The organism is Curtobacterium sp. MCLR17_039 (assembly GCF_003234745.1).
GTDB lineage: Bacteria > Actinomycetota > Actinomycetes > Actinomycetales > Microbacteriaceae > Curtobacterium > Curtobacterium flaccumfaciens.
The window spans coordinates 1-16846 of sequence record NZ_QKTF01000008.1 but is presented as its reverse complement, the minus strand read 5'-3'; the positions used below and the strand labels follow the sequence as shown (position 1 = coordinate 16846).

The following is a 16846-nucleotide window of genomic DNA, read 5'->3' as shown; positions in this document are numbered from 1 at the left end:
CCGGACCCGGCCCGACCCGACGGGATTCGACCGACCCGCGACACGCGCGTTGGCACGGCGTCGGGCCGGGCCCTACCGTTGGCCCCATGACGACCATCGGACTCCGCCGGATGGTGCCGCGCGACCCCGACCAGCGACACCGGGCGGCGAGCCCCCTCGAGCTCCTGTTCGACCTGGTGTTCGTCGTCGCGGTGGGCTTCGCCGCCACGAACCTGCACGAGATCGAGCTCGAGGGACACGTCACCTCCGCCGTCCTGGCCTACGGGCTGGTGTTCTTCTCGATCTGGTGGGCCTGGATGAACTTCACGTGGTTCGCCACGTCGTTCGACACCGACGACTGGCTCTACCGCGTGATGACCTTCGTGCAGATGGCCGGGGTGCTCGTCCTCGCCGCCGGGGTGCACGCGGCCATGGTCGAGAACGACTTCACGATCGGCATCATCGGCTACGTCGTCATGCGGCTGGCCCTGGTCGGGCAGTGGATCCGCGCCGCCGCGTCCTCCACCCGCTACCGCCGGACCGCCACCCTGCACGCCGTCGGCATCACGGTCGTGCAGGTGCTCTGGGTGGTCTCCCTGGCCCTGCCCGACGACGTCTGGTCCTACGCGGCGCCGTTCCTCGTGCTCGCCGAGCTGTCCGTGCCGATCTGGGCGCAGACCTCGACGGGGACGGCCCCCTGGCACACCCGGCACCTGGCCGAGCGGTTCTCCCTGTTCACCCTCATCGTCCTGGGCGAGGGATTGGTGGCCTCGGCCGGCGCGGTGATCGACGCCGTCGCGCACACCGAGCACCTCGGAGCCCTGCTGGCGCTCGCGGGCTGCGGGCTGGTGATCACCGTCGGCATGTGGTGGATCTACTTCTCCCGCGAGCAGCACGCGCACATCCGCTCGCTGCCCACCGCGCTCGTGTTCGGCTACGGCCACTACTTCGTCTTCGCCGCCGCCGGTGCCCTGCCGGCCGGCATCGAGGTCGCGGTCAGCGCCGACGCCGGACACGTCGAGCTGTCGTCCGCCTCGGTCGCGGCGACCGTCGCTGTGCCGGTCGCCGTGTTCGTGCTGTCGATCTGGGCGCTCGCGATCCGGCCGTCGCTGTCGGCACGGGCCAATGCCGTCGTGGTGGCCCTGGTGCTCGTGGTCCTCGCGTCGATCGCGGTGCCGGCGGTGTCGCTGCCGGTCACGGCGCTCGCCGTGGTGGCGGTCGTCGTGACCCTCGAGGTGGCGTCCGCACGGACCGACACCTGACGGACGACGGACGGGAGGCACGGTGCCAGCTGGCACCGTGCCTCCCGCCCGTCAGGTGGTCGCGTCGACGGCCCGTGCGCGGTTCCGTCTCCGGTGCGAGGGCACGTTCGTCGCACCGAACACGGAACCTCGCACCACACGGCGCGCGTGGCGCCTGCCGCGCCGCGCCGAGCGCCGCGTCAGCGTTCGGGCTGCTCCGTCGCGGGCCCGTCGTCCGACGTCGGACGCGCGTCGAGGCTCGGGTCGACCGCCGGGTCGGCCGAGACCGACGACGGCCGCACCGGGAAGTCGTCGAGCGCGCCGGCCTCCACCGTCGGCGACGTGGTTCCGCGGCCACCGCGCACGCGGTTCTTCACCGCGGCCCACGGACGGCCGAGGCCGGACCGTGCCGGACGCTCGTTCGGCGCCTCGACCTCGAGGCCGTAGTAGGCGCCGACGTGCTCGAGCAGGACCTCGCGCTCGGCCTTGTCGTAGGCGCGGCGCTCGCGGGTGAAGGCGATGATCGTCGACCAACAGGTGAGCAACAGGACGATGCTGAACGGCAACGCGGTCGTGATCGCCGCCGTCTTCAGGGCGTTCAGTCCACCGCTGAGCAGCAGGGCGACGGCGAGCAGCGCAGCGACACCGGCGAAGAAGACCCGCAGCCAGTTCTTCGGCTCGATGTCACCGCCCGACGCGATCATCGCCATCACGAGCGACCCCGAGTCCGACGAGGTCACGAAGAACACGCCGATGAGCAGGATCGCGCCGTAGGTCAGGACCATGCCGGCGGGCAGGTCGCCGAGGACCGTGAACAGCGACCCCTCGATGTCGACCGAGCCGTCGGAGCCGATCAGGCCGCCCGAGCCGTCGGTCTGGCGGTGGATCGCGGTGCCGCCGAGGACGGCGAACCACAGGAACGTGAGCGCGGTCGGCACGAGCAGCACACCGAACACGAACTGTCGGACGGTGCGGCCCTTGGAGATGCGGGCGATGAAGACACCGACGAACGGCGCCCACGACATCCACCAGCCCCAGTAGAAGGTGGTCCAGGCGCCCTGCCAGGCCTCGCCCTCGGCGCCCTGCTGGGCGGTGACGTTGAACGACAGGCCGACGATGTTCTGCAGGTAGGAGCCGATCGACTGCACGAAGTCACGGAGCAGGAACTGCGTCGGGCCGACGATGAGCACGAAGAGCAGCAGTGCGGCGGCGAGCAGCAGGTTGAAGTTCGACAGGATCTTCATGCCCTTGGTCACGCCGGTGACGAGCGACACGATCGTGACGGCGGTGATCACCGCGATGATCGCGATCTGGCTGACGATGCTGCTGTCGGCGATGCCGGCGCTCTCGAGTCCGGCGCCGATCTGGATCACCCCGAGGCCGAGCGAGGTCGCGACGCCGAACAGCGTGCCGACCAGGGCGATCACGTCGATCAGGTTGCCCCAGCCGCCGCGCACGCGGTTGCCGAGCAGCGGTTCGAGGGCCCAGCGGATCGAGACCGGGCGACCCCGGCGGTGGATCGCGTACGCCAGGGCCAGGCCGAGGACGACGTAGATCGCCCACGCGTGCAGGCCCCAGTGCAGGAACGTCTGGGTCAGTGCCTGCTGCGCGAGCTCCTTCTCGGTGCCGGTGACGCCGGGGCGCGGGGAGGCGAAGTGGCTGAGGGGCTCGGAGACGCCGTAGAAGACGAGGCCGATGCCCATGCCGGCGGCGAAGAGCAGTGCGAACCACGAACCGGTCGAGAACTCGGGCTCGTCCTGGTCCTTGCCGAGCTTGATGTCACCGAAGCGGCTGAAGCCGACGAACAGCGAGAAGCCGACGAAGAACGCGGCGATCAGCACGTAGTACCAGCTGAAGTTCTTGACGATGCCGTCCTGCAGACCGAGGAACAGCGCCTCGGCGGTGGAGGGGGAGATCAGGGTGAAGGCCACGAACCCCAGCACGATGACGGCGGCGGGCCAGAACACCCACCGCCGCAACTGCGGCGTCGTGGTCACGGGTCCGGGCAGGGGAGGAGTGGTGCTTGCCATGCAGTCCATGGTGCCTGCTCGCGATCCTGTGTGTTCGCCCAGGCGTGTCGTGGTTCAGAAGTCGCGCGCAGACTCCGTGGGGTTCCCCCGGCCGACCCGTCCGAGGTGGAGTCTCCGCGACAGCCGGATGACGGGACGGATGAGCAGCTGGATGCTCCCGATCAGGAACAGCCACGTGCCGGCCGTCGTGGTGCTCTCGGAGAAGAAGAGGACGCTGCCGACGATGAACCAGAGCGCGACCATCACGTCGTTGATGATGCTGATCGTCTCGTAGACCCCGCGGATGCGGAGCTCCTCGTGCCCCACCCGGAGTGCGATGTCCCGTTCGTCCTCAGCCATCAGACGATCCTGCCAGCTCCGTGCCGTGTCCGTCCCAGCGGCCGTGCTCGTGCCGAGGGCACGGCACGCTCCGTGCGAGGTTCCCCACTCCGTGCGGCGCTGCGGGCGCCGCACGGAGTGCGCAACCTCGCACCAGGCGGCGGCTCGCGGCCGTGGACGCGCGGTACGGCGGCCGGGAGGCGCGGGGCGGGCTGGCACCGTGCCTCCCGTCCGTGCGGCGCACCGCCCACTGCCACATGCGATTACAACGTTGACGTGCGCTTTACAGCGCTGTAAACAGGAGCCTGCGCGACGATGCGCGACGAGGGAGAGACCCGATGGTGGGAAGCAGGACCGCAACACTCCAGGCGGCGGTGAGCCGGCGGGGGTTCCTCGCGGGCGCGGCCGGTGGCATCGCACTCGGCACGATGGCGCTCGCCGGGTGCGCGACCCCGGGGCGTGCCGCCGGTGGTGCCACGACGCTCCGCTTCTACGAGCAGAAGCAGGAGGTCATCGCGTACTTCGACAAGCTGCTGCGGGAGTTCGAGGGGGAGCACACCGGCATCTCGGTCGTGCACGACAGCACGGCGGCCATCGCCCCGCAGTTCGTGCGCGGCGAACCGGCGGACGTCGGGTGCTTCAACGACAACCTCGAGCTCGCCCGGTACATCTCGCGCGGCGTGCTCAGCGACCTCAGCGACCTGCCGTCGGCAGCGCGGGTCCGACCGGACATCGACACCCTGACGAACCAGTACGCGAAGTTCGAGGACCGCACGAGCGTGCTGCCGTACTCGCTCGCGGCGGCCGGGGTGATCTACAACAAACGGATCTTCGCCGAGCACGACCTGCCGGTCCCGACGACGTGGGACGAGTTCGTCGAGGTCTGCCGCACACTGCAGAAGGCCGGCATCACGCCGATCTACGCCACCGACCGGGACACCTGGACGCTCTGGCAGGGCCTGTTCGACTACTCGGTGGGCAGCCTCGTCGACACCGGCTCGTTCTTCCGCAAGATGAAGGCCCTCGGCGCCGACGTCGGCCCGGACTCCGAGGTGTCGTTCGAGAAGGACTTCGCGGTGCCGATGGAGCGCGCGAAGACCATCTCGTCGTTCTTCAACCGCGACCACGCCACCCGGGCCTACGCCGACGGCAACCTGGCGTTCGGCAAGGGCGAGGCCGCGATGTACCTGCAGGGCCCGTGGGCGCTCGGGCAGATCGCGCTGATCGACGACAAGCTGCCCGTCGGCACCTTCGCCCTGCCGGTGTCGAACGACCCGGCCGACCGCAAGGCCCGGGTCAACATCGACCTCGGGCTCTGGATCCCCACGGCGTCCGAGCACCCGGAGCAGGCGAAGGAGCTCGTCGAGTTCCTCATGCAGCCCGACGTCATCGACGCCTACAACCGCGACAACCTGGCGTACTCGCCCCGCATCGACGCACCACCGCAGCAGGACGAGCGCCTCGCCGGCCTGCAGCAGTACGTCGACGACGCGGCGTTCTACCAGGGCGCCGGCACCTTCATCCCCACGTCGATCCCGCTCGGCAACTACCTGCAGTCGGCGATCCGGAGCGGGGACTTCACCTCGATGCTGCAGCGGCTCGACTCGGACTGGCGGCGGCTCGCCGGCCGTTCCGCGACGGTCTGAGCCGGACCAGGACACAGGAGTCACCATGACCATGCAGACCCCGCTCTCCCGCGACACCGACCCGGAGACCTCCGGACCGGCGACCGACGCAGCCCGCACGCACCGGCGTGTGGGTTCCCGCGGTGTCGGTTCACTCAGCCGCACCGAGGGCATGTACTACCTGTTCCTCGTGCCGGCCCTCGTGCTGTTCACGGCGTTCGTCGTCGCCCCCGCCTGCGTCGGCGTCTTCTACAGCTTCACCGACTACCTGGGGTTTGGGCAGTGGGACTTCATCGGCGCCGAGAACTACAGGGCGCTCGTCTCCGACCCGGCGATCCTGGCGTCGTACGGCTTCACGCTCGGCTTCGCGGCCGTCACCGTCGTCGTCACGCAGGTCGTCGCGCTGTCCCTGGCGATCGCCCTGGCGAAGAAGATCCGGTTCGCCGCCGGGTTGCGGTCGGTGTTCGTCATCCCGATGGTGATCTCGGGGATCATCGTCGCCTACGTGTTCAACTTCCTGTTCTCGAACACCGTGCCGGCCCTGGCCACGAGCGTCGGCTTCGGCCCGCTCGAGCAGAGCATCCTCGGCGACCCGAACCTCGCCTGGCTCGCGATCGTGATCGTGTCCGCCTGGCAGACCGTGCCCGGCGCGCTCCTCATCTACACGGCGGGCCTGACGTCGATCCCCGAGGAGCTGTACGAGGCCAGTGCGCTCGACGGTGCGACCGGCTGGAAGCAGCTCCGCTCGATCACGCTCCCGCTGCTCGGCGGCTTCATCGTCATCAACACCGTGCTCGGCGTGAAGGGCTACCTCGGCGCCTACGACGTGATCGTCGGTCTGACCAACGGCGGCCCCGGCAGCGCGACGAGCAGCGTCGCGATGACCATCTTCGGCGGCTTCACCGGCGGCGACTACGCCTACCAGATGGCGAACGCGACCGTGTTCTTCATCATCACCGTCCTCATCTCCGTGCTGCAGCTCGCGGCGACCCGCGGAAGGAACCTGCGACTCGCATGACCGCCATCGACACACGACCCCCGACCGACACCCGCGCCGTGACCACCGGCGGCACCGGTCGCTCCGGCCGCGGCCACCGCCGACGACTGGGCGGCACGAACTGGACGCTGACCGTGGTCCTCGGCCTCGCGTCGCTGACCGTGCTCATCCCGCTGTACGTGACGCTCTCGATGGCGTTCAAGACGACCGAGCAGTCCGTCGACGGCAACGCGCTCTCGCTGCCGTTCCCGTTCAACCCCGGGTCCTTCGCCGAGGCCTGGCAGCTGACCCGGTTCCCGGTGTCCTTCTCGGTGTCCCTGGGCGTCGCGGCGCTCACCGTCGTCGCGACGCTGCTGCTCAGTTCGTTCGCCTCGTACGCGATCGTCCGGAACTGGCACAAGCGGTTCTTCCGGTACTCGTTCGTCTACCTGCTCGCGGCGATGTTCCTGCCGTTCCCGGTGGTGGCGCTGCCGCAGATCAAGCTGACCGCCGAGATCGGCCTCGACAACCCGATCGGCGTCGGGATCCTGCACGCCATGTTCCAACTGTCGTTCAGCGTGCTGCTCTACTCGGCGTACCTGCGGTCGATCCCGGTCGAACTCGAGGAGAGCGCCCGCATCGACGGGGCGTCCACGTGGCAGATCTTCTGGCGGATCATCCTGCCGCTCCTCGGCCCGATGAACGCGACGGTCGGCATCTTCGCGTTCCTGGCATCGTGGAACGACTTCATGATGCCGTCGCTCATCACGGCGGATCCGGGGTTGCAGACCCTGCCCGTGGTGCAGAACATCTTCCAGAGTCAGTTCGGCACCAACTACAACGTCGCCTTCGCCTCGTACCTGATGGCGATGGCGCCCACGATCATCGTCTACCTGTTCGCGCAGCGTTGGGTCATCAGCGGCGTGACGCAGGGTGCGGTCAAGAGCTGAGAGGCACCACGTGAGTAGCAGCACCACCGGCAGCAGCACCACCGGCAGCAGCACCACCGGCAGCAGCACCACCGGCACCACCGGGGCGGTCCTCCCCACCATCCGTCCGTTCCCGGGTTCGGACCCGGTCGCCGACCCCGCAGCCGTCGTCACCGGCGACCACTGGCGCATCACCGTGCTCGACGCCGGGGCGTTCCGCATCGAGTGGAGCGACGACGGCGGGTTCGAGGACCGCGCATCGACCTTCGCGATGCGCCGCCGCCTGCCTGTGCCGGCGTTCACCGTGGAGCGGACGGCCGTCGCCGACGGCACCGGCACCGCCGCCGGCGTCGTCGTCACCACGGACCGCGCCCGCCTGCGCTACGACGGCCGTCCCTTCAGCCCGAGCGGCCTGGTCGTCGAGACCACCGGCCCGGACGCCAACCGCTGGCGCTGGGGGCAGGAGCCGCGCGACCTCGGCGGCACCGGCCGCACCCTCGACGACGTCGACGGCCGGATGCCGCTCGAACCGGGGATCCTGGCCCGCGACGGCATCACCGCGCTCGACGACAGCGAGTCGTTCCTGTTCGCCGACGACGGCTGGATCGGCACGCGGGTCCCCGGGCGCCGCGACGTCACGGTCTTCGCGTACGGCCGCGACTACGACGCTGCGCTCCGCACGTACCACGCCGTCTCCGGGCCGCCCTCACGGATGCCGCGGTGGGCACTCGGCAACTGGTGGAGCCGGTACCACCCGTACAGCGACACCTCGTACCTCGAGCTGCTCGACCGCTTCGCCGACGAACACCTGCCGTTCTCGGTCGCCGTCATCGACATGGACTGGCACCGGGTGGACTCCGTCCCGCCGCGCTTCGGCAACGGGTGGACGGGGTACTCGTGGGAGCCGTCGCTGTTCCCGGACCCGCGGGCGTTCCTCGCCGAGCTGCACCGCCGGGGGATGCGCACGACGCTGAACCTGCACCCGGCCGACGGCGTGCGGGCGTTCGAGGACGCCTACCCCGCGGTGGCCCGGGCGATGGGCGTCGACCCGGAGTCCGAGCAGCCGATCCCGTTCGACCCGACGGACCGCCGGTTCCTGCGGGCCTACTTCGAACAGCTGCACCGCCCGCTCGAGGAGCAGGGCGTCGACTTCTGGTGGATCGACTGGCAGCAGGGTCGTGAGACGGAGCTGCCCGGGGTCGACCCGCTGTGGCTGCTCAACCACTTCCACCTGCTCGACTCGGCGCGGCACGCAGCATCGGGGGACGCCGACGCAAGGGGTGACGACGGCGCGGAGACGGCCACTGCCACGGCCGAAGATGGGGCCCCGGCCCCGGCCCCGGTCGACGGCATGACCTTCTCGCGCTACGCCGGCCCCGGCAGCCACCGGTACGCCGTCGGGTTCTCCGGCGATGCCGTCGTGTCGTGGGCGTCCCTGGCGTTCCAGCCCGAGTTCACCGCCACCGCCGCGAACATCGGCTACCCCTGGTGGAGCCATGACATCGGCGGCCACACCCGTGGCGTCCGCGACGACGAGCTCGCCACCCGCTGGGTGCAGTTCGGGGTGTTCTCACCGATCATGCGCCTGCACTCCGCGAACAACCCGTTCATCCGCAAGGAGCCGTGGGTGTTCCCCGCCGAGGCCCGCGCCGCGATGGGCGAGGCACTCCGCTTCCGTCACCGCCTGGTGCCGTACCTGCACACCATGAACCACGGCACCGCCGAGGGCACCGCGCTGGTCCGGCCGATGTACCACCTGGAGCCGCGCCGCGACGAGGCGTACCGGGTGCCGAACACCTACGCGTTCGGTTCGGAGCTGCTCGTCGCCCCGATCGTGACGCCGCGCGACCCGGTCAGCCGGCACGGGGTCGCCCGGGCCTGGCTGCCGCCGGGCACCTGGACCGACGTCTTCACCGGCACGGTGTACGCGGGCGACCGGTTCGTGGACCTGCACCGCACGCTCGACACGGTGCCGGTCCTGCTGCGCGCCGGTGGGATCCTGCCGCTCGCGGCGGCCGACCAGCTCGACGCCACCGTCAACCCGACGGCGTTCGAGGTCCTCGTCGCGCCGGGTGCGCCCGGCGAGTTCACCCTGGTCGAGGACCACGAGGGCGAGGGCAGCCGCACCGCCCGGACCCGCCTGACCTGGGACCCAGCGCACGCCGAGTTCCGGGTGCACGCCACCACCGGGGCCCTCGACGTCGTTCCCGCCCACCGCGACTGGCGGATCACGTTCCTCGCCGCGCCGGCCGACGGGCAGCCGACGTCGGCACGTGCGGCCGACCGGTTCTCGGTCGACCTGTCCGTCGACTCGGCGTCGGGCGGATCGGTCACGCTGGTCGGCGCTCCGGTCGTCGGCGTCGACGCGCGGGAGGCCGTGCGGCGGGTCCTCGAGGGCGCGCAGGCCGGCAACCCGGAGAAGCTCGAGGCGTGGGAGGTCGTGGCGAAGGACCTGCCGCGTGCGGACCGCATCGTCGAGCTCGGCACCGTCGGGCTGCCCGACGCCCTGCGGGACGTCGTCGTCGAGCTGCTCGGCAGCGTGCACCCGGGGGAGTCGGCTCCCGCAGGCCGCTGACGGCAATCGACGGGGGAAAAGGCGGACGGGAGGCCCGTGGCGGCACCGCCACGGGCCTCCCGTCCGCCGTTCACGCGCTCTGGTGCGCCGCCCGGTCGGACGTGCCGTCCGCGTACGGCGCGCTCTCGCCGACGAGCAGGCGGTGGCCGACCGTGACCAACCGGCCGGGGACGTCGGAGCCGTCCATCCGCTCGACCAGCAGGTCGAGCGCGGTGTCGGCGAGGGCAACCGTGTCGGGCGCGACGGAGGTCAGGCTCGGCACCAGGCTCGACCCGAGTCCGACCGCGTCCCACCCGACGACGGCGACGTCGCCGGGGGCGTCCAGGCCGCGCAGGCGCATCGCCCGGAGCGCCCCGAGCGCGGCCAGGTCGTCGCGGCAGAGCAGACCGTCGACGCGGAGTCCGGCGTCGAGCGCGGCGCCCAAGGCGACCTCGGCGCCGGCGGCGTCGCCGACCTCGCGGGGGACCAGCAACGCGTCGTCGAGCGGCAGGCCCGCGGCGACGAGTCCGGCGCGGTAGCCGTCCAGACGCAGTCCGGACGTGCGCGACGACGGGCCGGTCTCGTGCCCGAAGAACCCGATGCGGCGGCAGCCGAGCGCCACCAGGTGCGCGACGGCCTCGGTGGCGGCCCTGGCGTTGTCGATCACGACCTGGTCGGCGTGCGGGGGCCGGACGTCCTCGCCGAGGAACACCACAGCGGTGTCCCCGCGGATCCGGTCGATCGCCTCGGGCGTGAGCACCTGCGGGTGGATCACGACCCCGTCGACCACACCGGCCTCGCGTCCCCGCACCGCTGAGCGTTCACCGTCGGGGTCGCCGCCGGTCTCCTCGAGCAGGAGCTGGTAGCCGCGGTCGGCGCACACCCGCGAGAACACGTGGGCCAGTTCGGCGAAGTACGGACGCCGCAGGTCGGGGAACGCGAAGGCGAGCATGTTCGAGCGTCCGGTCGCCAGGGACCGGCCCGAGACGTTCGGGCGGTAGCCCAGCTCGTCGATGGCGGCCTGCACCCGGCTGCGCATCGGGTCGCTGACGTGCTGGTAGCCGCGGACGACGTTGGACACGGTCTTCATCGAGACGCCGGCGTGCGCGGCGACGTCCTGCAGCGTGACCTTGCCCATCCGCTCACCGTAGCGGGCGGAGGGTCACCGGACCCGGCGGACCGGCCGGGGTCGTCAGGGGACGAGTCGGCGCTGCACGATCGCGCGGGCGACCTCGGAGAGCGGCTCGTGGTGCTCGAGTGCGTACCCGCGGATCACCGCGAAGGCGTCCTCGATCGAGACTCCGCGCAGGTACGACACGACGCCCTTGGCCTGCTCGATGACCTCGCGCGACCCGATGGTCCGCTGCAGCTGCGCGCGGACGACCTCGTGCTCGCGCAGGGACCGTTCGTGCAGGATGCCGATCGTCGCCACGTCCGCCAGGGCCCGGGCGACGCGCAGGTCCGACTCCGCGAGGGCACCGACGCCGGCTCCGAACAGGTTGAGCGTGCCGATGACGTTGCTCCCCAGCCGGAGCGGGACGGCGTGCACGGACCGGAACCCGAGCGCGAGCGCACCCGTGCGGAACATCGCCCAATCCGCCGGGGCGACCTCGATGTCCGGGCACGTCACGACCCGTCCGGTCGCGAACGAGGTCATGCAGGGGCCGGCCTCGGCGTCGAGCTGCAGGACCTCGACGAGCCGGGTCGCCTCGGAGGTGGAGGCCACGACCTCGAGCTCCTGGTCGTCGTTCGCCAGGAGGATGCCCGCGGCGTCGATGCCGAGCACGTCGGCGCAGGTCTCGACCAGGGTCTGCAGCAGTTCCACGACGTCGTAGGCGTCCACCAGGGTGTCGGCGAGCGACGTGAACGTCTCCAGGATCCGGGCTTCTCGGCCTGCCGTCGTCACTGGACCTCCTCGATCAGGTCGCCTCGCTTCTCGAACCGGACCGTGCCGTCGAGGATCTCCTCCGCCACCCGCCGCATCGTCGTCCGACGCGCGAAGGCGTGGCCCTGCAACAGCAGGTAGGCGTCCTCGGGGCTGATGTCGAGCTGCGCGAGCACGACCCCGGTGGCCTGGTGCACCACGCGCCGCGACGACGGGCTCCGATCCAGCAGGGCGTCGTCCTCGTCCGCGATGGAGCGGAGCGCCCGGCGCAGGACCCGGCGGCTGACGGCCGAGGCGAGGGTCATCGCCTGCCGCACCGTGCCGTCCTCGATCGTGGCGGGCTGCGGCACGTACACGTCGACCGCGCCGAGCGGGAACGGCCCGAACGCGACCGGGAACGCGAAGACCGCGCCGACGGGTTCGTTCCGGACGGCTTCGTTGAAGGCGGGCCACGCGGCGTTCGGTCGACGGACGACGTCGGTCTCCAGCACCGGGGCGTCGTTCGCCAGCGCGGTCCAGCAGGGTCCTTCGGACAGGTCGAACTGGATCTCGTCGACGCGGGTGGCGACGTCGTCGGTCGCGGACACGGTCTCGCTCGGGCACAGTTCACCGAACGTCGAGATCGAGACACCGCCCATCGGCAGCGCGAGCGCGAACGGCCGACTGAGTTCGTCGTCGGCGATCTCTGCCGACCGGAGCGCACGGAGTGCACGCTCGAATGCGTCATCCATGGGCGCCTTCCCTGCCGTCTCTCGATCCTACGCGCTGGTCGGTGTCGGACGATCCGGACGGCGCAGGCACGTTCGGCGGTGGGCCGGCGCGCCAGGCCGGCAGCTCTGCGGGCGGGTACGACCCCTGCTCGTCCTGCACCCGGAGCATCGCATCGAGGGCGACGAGGCTCACGCCCGGAGTCTCACGCACCACCGTCCGCACCGCGTTGCCGAGCAGGAACGCCATCAGGTCCTCGCTGCCCCCATCCGGTCGGTAATCACGCCACGGCCCGGCCCCCGCGCGTTGCAGGGCACCGGCGAGCACCGCCTTCGCGTCGTCGACGTCGACCTCGCAGTCGAGCACCAGGCGGAAGCGTCGCTGGCTCCGGTTCGACAGGCTCGGTGCGCCGTCCTCGTCGTCCTCGGGCACGAAGGAGCGCAGCGCCGACGACGGCGCGATGCCGTACGCCGCGCGGAACGCCGCAGCCATCCGGCCCGCGTTGCTGAACTGCCAGCGCTCGGCGATCTCCGCGATGGTCCGCCGGTCCGGCGCACCGGACGCCGCCTGCAGGTCACGACGGACCCCCTCGAGGCGCACGGCGCGCAGGAAGGTTCCCGGGGACTGCCCGATCTCGGCCTGGAACCGCTTCTGCAGGCTCCGCGGCGACAGCTGCACGGCCGCGGCGACGTCGGCGACGGTGATGTGGGTCGCCGCCTGCTCGTGGACGAACCGCATCGCATCCCGGACCGCACTCGAGAGTCGGGGCGGGCCGTCCTGGGTCGCGCTGCTCCCGTCGCTCATGTGCCGACCGTACGGGACCCGCCGATGGCGCGCTCCCAGGGCTCCGATCGAGGCCGCGCATGATCCACCTTGCGCGGTCCGAAGTCAACCCCTGACATGACCGGAATCGTCCTGTCGATACTGAAAGTGTCTCGTGCACCGTCGTCGAAATCGGTGCGCCACATCGAACCGACAGGGAGGGAGCGATGGGACACCGCCAGGGATCCACGACCGTGATGACCGAGGCCGCCGTCTGGCAGCAGGTCGTCCACACCGATCGGATCCGTGCGCTCGCCGCGACGGACCCGACGGACATCCGAGTCCAGCCGGTCGACGCCGGGTGCTGGCGGGTCGTCGACGCCGCGGCCGCCTGGGGGGACCCGGACATGCTCCTCGGCTTCATCGAGCGCACGGTGGACGGTTTCGACTGCACGCTCATGGCGGCGCTGCACGAGCACGACCGGCGAGCGAGCCTGCAGGACGCCCGCGCCTGGTTCGAACACCGCTGCGGACAGCACGTCGACGAGGCACCGTGCTGACCGCGGTCCACGGGACCGACGCCGCCCGGACCGTCACCGCGAGGATCGACGCGCAGCGACGCCGCACCGAACGATCCGGTACCGACCGGGCCTTCGCCGCACGCGTGCTCGCCCAGGCCGGGCACGGCCGTGACGTGCGGTTCGACGTCGAGGACGACGCCTTCCGGCTGCCGTTCCGGTTCCGCTACCGGACCCGACGGGACGGTTGCGTGAGCCTCGTCACGGCATCGGCGACCTCCGGCTTCTCCGGGGTCTTCGAGCCCATCGACCGCATCGTCGTCGGGTGGTCGAGCACCGGCGGTGTCCGCATCGCCGTCGAGGACGTCGTCGTCGTCGAGACCCGCCCGGGCACGCCCGTCCTGATGCCGACGTCCGGGGAGTTCTCGGTGCGCGCTCCGAAGGGCACGCTGCAGCTCGTGAGCATCGACCGGTCGCTCCTCGACCAGGTGCGCTCGTCGCTGGGAGCAGCGTCCGAACTGCCGACGCGGGGTGCTGAGCCCGCCGTCGCGGCCCTCGAACACCTGCGCCGGTGCGTCGAGCAGGTGGCCGTCACCGCGACACGCGACGGGTTCACCTCCGGCGCCCGGACCGGTGCGCAGGTCGCGCTGGTCGAGGCCGTGCTCGGAGCCTTCGGGGTGCGGACGCCCGCGGTCCTCCGCCGTGCGGTGACGCCGTCGACGGTCGAGCTCGCCGAGGCCTACCTCGAAGGACACTGCGAGCGGACGTTGTGCCTGGCCGACATCTGCGATGCCGTGGGCGTGAGCCCGCGGACCCTGCAGACGTCCTTCATGCGGGAACACGGCGTCTCGCCGATGACGTTCCTGCTGCGGATGCGGCTCGACCGGGTGCACGCGGTGCTGGAGTCCGGCAGCCGGCACGAGACCAGTGTGAGCGAGGCCGCGATGGCCTGGGGCTTCCGGCACCTGGGGCGGTTCTCGGGGACGTACTTCCGTCGGTTCGGGGAATACCCGGGGCAGACGTTGCGTGCATCGTCCGGTCGGTGCGCGGACGGTCCGGAGCGCCACGCGGGCTGAGTTCGTGCACGACGCAACGTGTTCTGGACACCACGGTGAACACGCAAGTTCGGCCCCTAGGGTCGCCGCAAGCGCAATCGCGTGAACTCCCTCGAACCGGTTGAAGGACCGCTCCGTACCGGAAGGCGGTCCACATGACCACCACTCCGCTCGCTCCGGGTTACACCCGCACTCGTCCCGCTACGGGTGCCCGCAAGGGCACCTCGACCTACTCCGCGCTCCTGGCGCAGGTGAAGGAGAACGGCCTCCTGCGCCGTCGTACCGGTTTCTACTGGGCACTGTTCGGCGCACTCGTCGGCAGCCTCGCCCTCACCTGGGTCGCGTTCGCGTTCCTCGGCGACTCGTGGTTCCAACTCATCGTGGCCGGGGCGCTGGGTGTGCTGTTCACACAGTTCGCGTTCCTGTCGCACGAGGCTGCGCACCGTCAGGTGTTCGAGTCCCAGAAGTGGAACGACCGCGCGGGCCGCTGGCTCGGCACGTTCCTCGTGGGCCTCAGCTACTCGTGGTGGATGAACAAGCACACGCGTCACCACGGCAACCCGAACACCGTCGGCAAGGACCCGGACATCGCCCCCGACGGCATCCGGTTCCTGCCGGAGGACGCCGCCGCCGTCAAGGGCGGCGCGATGAAGACCTTCATGCGCTTCCAGGGGTGGCTCTTCTTCCCCCTCCTCACGCTCGAGGGCCTGAACCTGCACCGCTACGCCGTGATGTCGATCGTCACCGGCAACGGCACCAAGGCCGACAAGAAGCACCGCCTCATCGAGGGCGCCCTGCTCGTGGCGCGTTTCGCGATCTACCTGACCGTCGTGTTCTGGTTCCTGCCGTTCGGGATGGCGTGCGCGTTCCTCGGGGTGCAACTGGCCGTGTTCGGCGTGATGATGGGTGCTTCGTTCGCCCCGAACCACAAGGGCATGCCGACCATCGCGCACGACGCCAAGGTCGACTTCTTCTCCCGCCAGGTGCGCACTTCGCGCAACATCCGTGGCGGCTGGTGGGTGTCGTTCCTGATGGGCGGGCTGAACTACCAGGTCGAGCACCACCTGTTCCCGTCGATGCCGCGTCCGGCGCTGAAGCAGGCCCGCCTGCTCGTCCGTGATCACTGCGACACCCTCGACGTGCCCTACACCGAGACCACGCTGCTGCGTTCCTACGGCATCGTCGTCCGGTACCTCAACCGCGTCGGCCTCGCCGCCCGCGACCCCTTCGCGTGCCCCATGGTCGCGCAGCTGCGCATCCACTGACGCCGTGCTGACCGCCATGCCGACGGGCACCGTCAAGTGGTTCGACCACAGCAAGGGGTTCGGCTTCATCCACCCCGACGACGGGTCCCAGGACCTGTTCGCGCACTTCTCCAGCATCGTCGCGGCGACCGGCTCCCCGCCGCTCGCCCAGGACGACCACGTGCAGTACGAGATCGGGCCCGGCAAGAAGGGCCCGCAGGCGGACAACATCTCGATCATCCGCTGATCGGCACCACCACGAGCAACGCCCCGACCGGTCCGGTCGGGGCGTTGCTCGTTGCGCGAGTGGCCGCGGCCGACCGAGTCTCGCCCTGCCGGACGGACGGCGGCTCCCGGTACCCGCAACGTGTCGGCGGAACCGATTCTCGGCAGCGGCCCGCGCCCCCGCCTGCGGGCTGGGCTGTGTTTCGCGCTGAGCGACAGTTCTCGCGAACGTGAGTGCGTGAGGTGTCGCCCAGCCCGTGACAACGGCGGCCGCCGGCCCGGCGCGTGACGAGACGGACGGGAGGCCCGGTGCCAGCTGGCACCGGGCCTCCCGTCCGCCTGTTCTTTCCCATCGCGCGCGCGTTGGTTCGCAAGAACGGGCGTACCTGGTCGAAAGAACTCACCAGGTACGCCCGGTTCCACCAGGTACGCCCGGTTCTGCCAGGTACGCGCGGTTCCACCAGGTACGCCCGGTTCCACCAGGTACGCCCGGTTCCACCAGACGCACGACGCTCGGCGTGCAACGCAAGTCGGCCCGGGCCGCGCTGCTGCGTGGTCCGGGCCGAATGGGGTGGTGCGGGGTGTTACTTGATCTGGGCGGTGATGGTGGCGGTGCCGACGAGGAGGCCGCGCTTGACGGCGTCGGTGCCGAAGGTCTTGTTCAGCAGGCCGGCGGCGTCTTCGGAGATGTGGACGGTGGTGCCGGTGAGGATGGCGTTGTCGCCCTCGAGCTGGAGGGGCTTGAGGGAGCCGCCGTGCAGCTCGAACAGGAACGCGTTGGCCGCGGCGACCTTGCC

General features: G+C 70.9%; 15 protein-coding genes and 1 pseudogene. 9 read left to right on the top strand and 7 right to left on the bottom strand.

Going from position 1 to position 16846, the window contains the following annotated elements; genetic code table 11:
- The first annotated feature begins 86 nt into the window (after positions 1–86).
- Positions 87–1241: a low temperature requirement protein A gene (locus DEJ00_RS11155; protein WP_173035392.1), complete on the top strand. Its 1155-nt coding sequence runs from the start codon at positions 87–89 to the stop codon at positions 1239–1241.
- Between the two features lie 179 nt (positions 1242–1420).
- On the opposite strand, the gene DEJ00_RS11150 is transcribed toward DEJ00_RS11155, so the two are convergent.
- Positions 1421–3250, bottom strand: coding sequence for a BCCT family transporter (locus DEJ00_RS11150; RefSeq protein ID WP_258373651.1), 1830 nt, complete (start codon positions 3248–3250; stop codon positions 1421–1423).
- Positions 3251–3304: 54 nt separating this feature from the next.
- The gene (locus tag DEJ00_RS11145) at positions 3305–3589 is read right to left on the bottom strand and encodes a YrhK family protein (RefSeq protein ID WP_027464831.1); all 285 of its coding nucleotides are present in this window, start codon (positions 3587–3589) and stop codon (positions 3305–3307) included.
- Between the two features lie 353 nt (positions 3590–3942).
- Between DEJ00_RS11145 and DEJ00_RS11140 the strand changes: the two genes are divergently transcribed.
- The 4 genes from DEJ00_RS11140 to DEJ00_RS11125 are packed head-to-tail and all read left to right on the top strand — an operon-like array spanning position 3943 to position 9673.
- A complete protein-coding gene (locus DEJ00_RS11140) occupies positions 3943–5214 on the top strand; it encodes an ABC transporter substrate-binding protein (protein ID WP_111057390.1) in 1272 nt (423 codons plus the stop codon).
- Between the two features lie 25 nt (positions 5215–5239).
- Positions 5240–6211 carry a carbohydrate ABC transporter permease gene (locus DEJ00_RS11135; protein ID WP_111057389.1) on the top strand — a complete coding sequence of 324 codons (972 nt, stop codon included), beginning with the start codon at positions 5240–5242 and terminating at the stop codon, positions 6209–6211.
- Positions 6208–7119: a carbohydrate ABC transporter permease gene (locus DEJ00_RS11130; protein WP_111057388.1), complete on the top strand. Its 912-nt coding sequence runs from the start codon at positions 6208–6210 to the stop codon at positions 7117–7119. The genes DEJ00_RS11135 and DEJ00_RS11130 overlap by 4 nt, the downstream gene beginning before the upstream one ends.
- Before the next feature lie 10 nt (positions 7120–7129).
- Complete coding sequence (locus DEJ00_RS11125; RefSeq protein WP_111057387.1) at positions 7130–9673, top strand: TIM-barrel domain-containing protein; 2544 nt, start codon at positions 7130–7132, stop codon at positions 9671–9673.
- Positions 9674–9743: 70 nt separating this feature from the next.
- Here DEJ00_RS11125 and DEJ00_RS11120 read toward each other — a convergent pair whose 3' ends face one another.
- From DEJ00_RS11120 to DEJ00_RS11105, 4 genes are read right to left on the bottom strand one after another with little or no spacing between them, the layout of a single operon-like run.
- Positions 9744–10790 (bottom strand): LacI family DNA-binding transcriptional regulator, encoded by a 1047-nt coding sequence (locus tag DEJ00_RS11120; RefSeq protein WP_111057386.1) that lies wholly within the window; start codon positions 10788–10790, stop codon positions 9744–9746.
- Positions 10791–10844: 54 nt separating this feature from the next.
- Positions 10845–11558: a GAF and ANTAR domain-containing protein gene (locus DEJ00_RS11115; protein ID WP_111057385.1), complete on the bottom strand. Its 714-nt coding sequence runs from the start codon at positions 11556–11558 to the stop codon at positions 10845–10847.
- The gene (locus tag DEJ00_RS11110; RefSeq protein ID WP_111057384.1) at positions 11555–12268 is read right to left on the bottom strand and encodes a GAF and ANTAR domain-containing protein; all 714 of its coding nucleotides are present in this window, start codon (positions 12266–12268) and stop codon (positions 11555–11557) included. Before DEJ00_RS11110 ends, DEJ00_RS11115 begins: the two co-directional genes overlap by 4 nt.
- Positions 12261–13049, bottom strand: a complete 789-nt coding sequence (locus DEJ00_RS11105) for a helix-turn-helix transcriptional regulator (protein ID WP_111057383.1) — start codon at positions 13047–13049, stop codon at positions 12261–12263. The genes DEJ00_RS11110 and DEJ00_RS11105 overlap by 8 nt, the downstream gene beginning before the upstream one ends.
- Positions 13050–13234: 185 nt before the next feature.
- Between DEJ00_RS11105 and DEJ00_RS11100 the strand changes: the two genes are divergently transcribed.
- The 4 genes from DEJ00_RS11100 (at position 13235) to DEJ00_RS11085 (ending at position 16071) form a co-directional block, all read left to right on the top strand.
- Positions 13235–13567: a hypothetical protein gene (locus tag DEJ00_RS11100; protein ID WP_111057382.1), complete on the top strand. Its 333-nt coding sequence runs from the start codon at positions 13235–13237 to the stop codon at positions 13565–13567.
- Positions 13561–14601: an AraC family transcriptional regulator gene (locus DEJ00_RS11095; RefSeq protein ID WP_111057381.1), complete on the top strand. Its 1041-nt coding sequence runs from the start codon at positions 13561–13563 to the stop codon at positions 14599–14601. The genes DEJ00_RS11100 and DEJ00_RS11095 overlap by 7 nt, the downstream gene beginning before the upstream one ends.
- Before the next feature lie 134 nt (positions 14602–14735).
- The gene (locus DEJ00_RS11090) at positions 14736–15845 is read left to right on the top strand and encodes an acyl-CoA desaturase (RefSeq protein WP_110864824.1); all 1110 of its coding nucleotides are present in this window, start codon (positions 14736–14738) and stop codon (positions 15843–15845) included.
- Positions 15846–15849: 4 nt separating this feature from the next.
- Positions 15850–16071, top strand: a complete 222-nt coding sequence (locus DEJ00_RS11085; protein WP_307858961.1) for a cold-shock protein — start codon at positions 15850–15852, stop codon at positions 16069–16071.
- Between the two features lie 562 nt (positions 16072–16633).
- Here the strand turns inward: DEJ00_RS11085 and DEJ00_RS18540 are convergent.
- Positions 16634–16846, bottom strand: a pseudogene (locus DEJ00_RS18540) (hypothetical protein); the annotation flags it as partial.

Bases quoted from the DNA above. Each gene is read 5' to 3' on its own strand.
- DEJ00_RS11110 (WP_111057384.1), bottom strand. From the start codon at position 12,268: ATGGATGACGCATTCGAGCGTGCACTCCGTGCGCTCCGGTCGGCAGAG.
- DEJ00_RS11100 (WP_111057382.1), top strand. From the start codon at position 13,235: ATGGGACACCGCCAGGGATCCACGACCGTGATGACCGAGGCCGCCGTC.
- DEJ00_RS11130 (WP_111057388.1), top strand. From the start codon at position 6,208: ATGACCGCCATCGACACACGACCCCCGACCGACACCCGCGCCGTGACC.
- DEJ00_RS11120 (WP_111057386.1), bottom strand. From the start codon at position 10,790: ATGGGCAAGGTCACGCTGCAGGACGTCGCCGCGCACGCCGGCGTCTCG.
- DEJ00_RS11145 (WP_027464831.1), bottom strand. From the start codon at position 3,589: ATGGCTGAGGACGAACGGGACATCGCACTCCGGGTGGGGCACGAGGAG.
- DEJ00_RS11155 (WP_173035392.1), top strand. From the start codon at position 87: ATGACGACCATCGGACTCCGCCGGATGGTGCCGCGCGACCCCGACCAG.
- DEJ00_RS11090 (WP_110864824.1), top strand. From the start codon at position 14,736: ATGACCACCACTCCGCTCGCTCCGGGTTACACCCGCACTCGTCCCGCT.
- DEJ00_RS11150 (WP_258373651.1), bottom strand. From the start codon at position 3,250: ATGGCAAGCACCACTCCTCCCCTGCCCGGACCCGTGACCACGACGCCG.
- DEJ00_RS11105 (WP_111057383.1), bottom strand. From the start codon at position 13,049: ATGAGCGACGGGAGCAGCGCGACCCAGGACGGCCCGCCCCGACTCTCG.
- DEJ00_RS11135 (WP_111057389.1), top strand. From the start codon at position 5,240: ATGACCATGCAGACCCCGCTCTCCCGCGACACCGACCCGGAGACCTCC.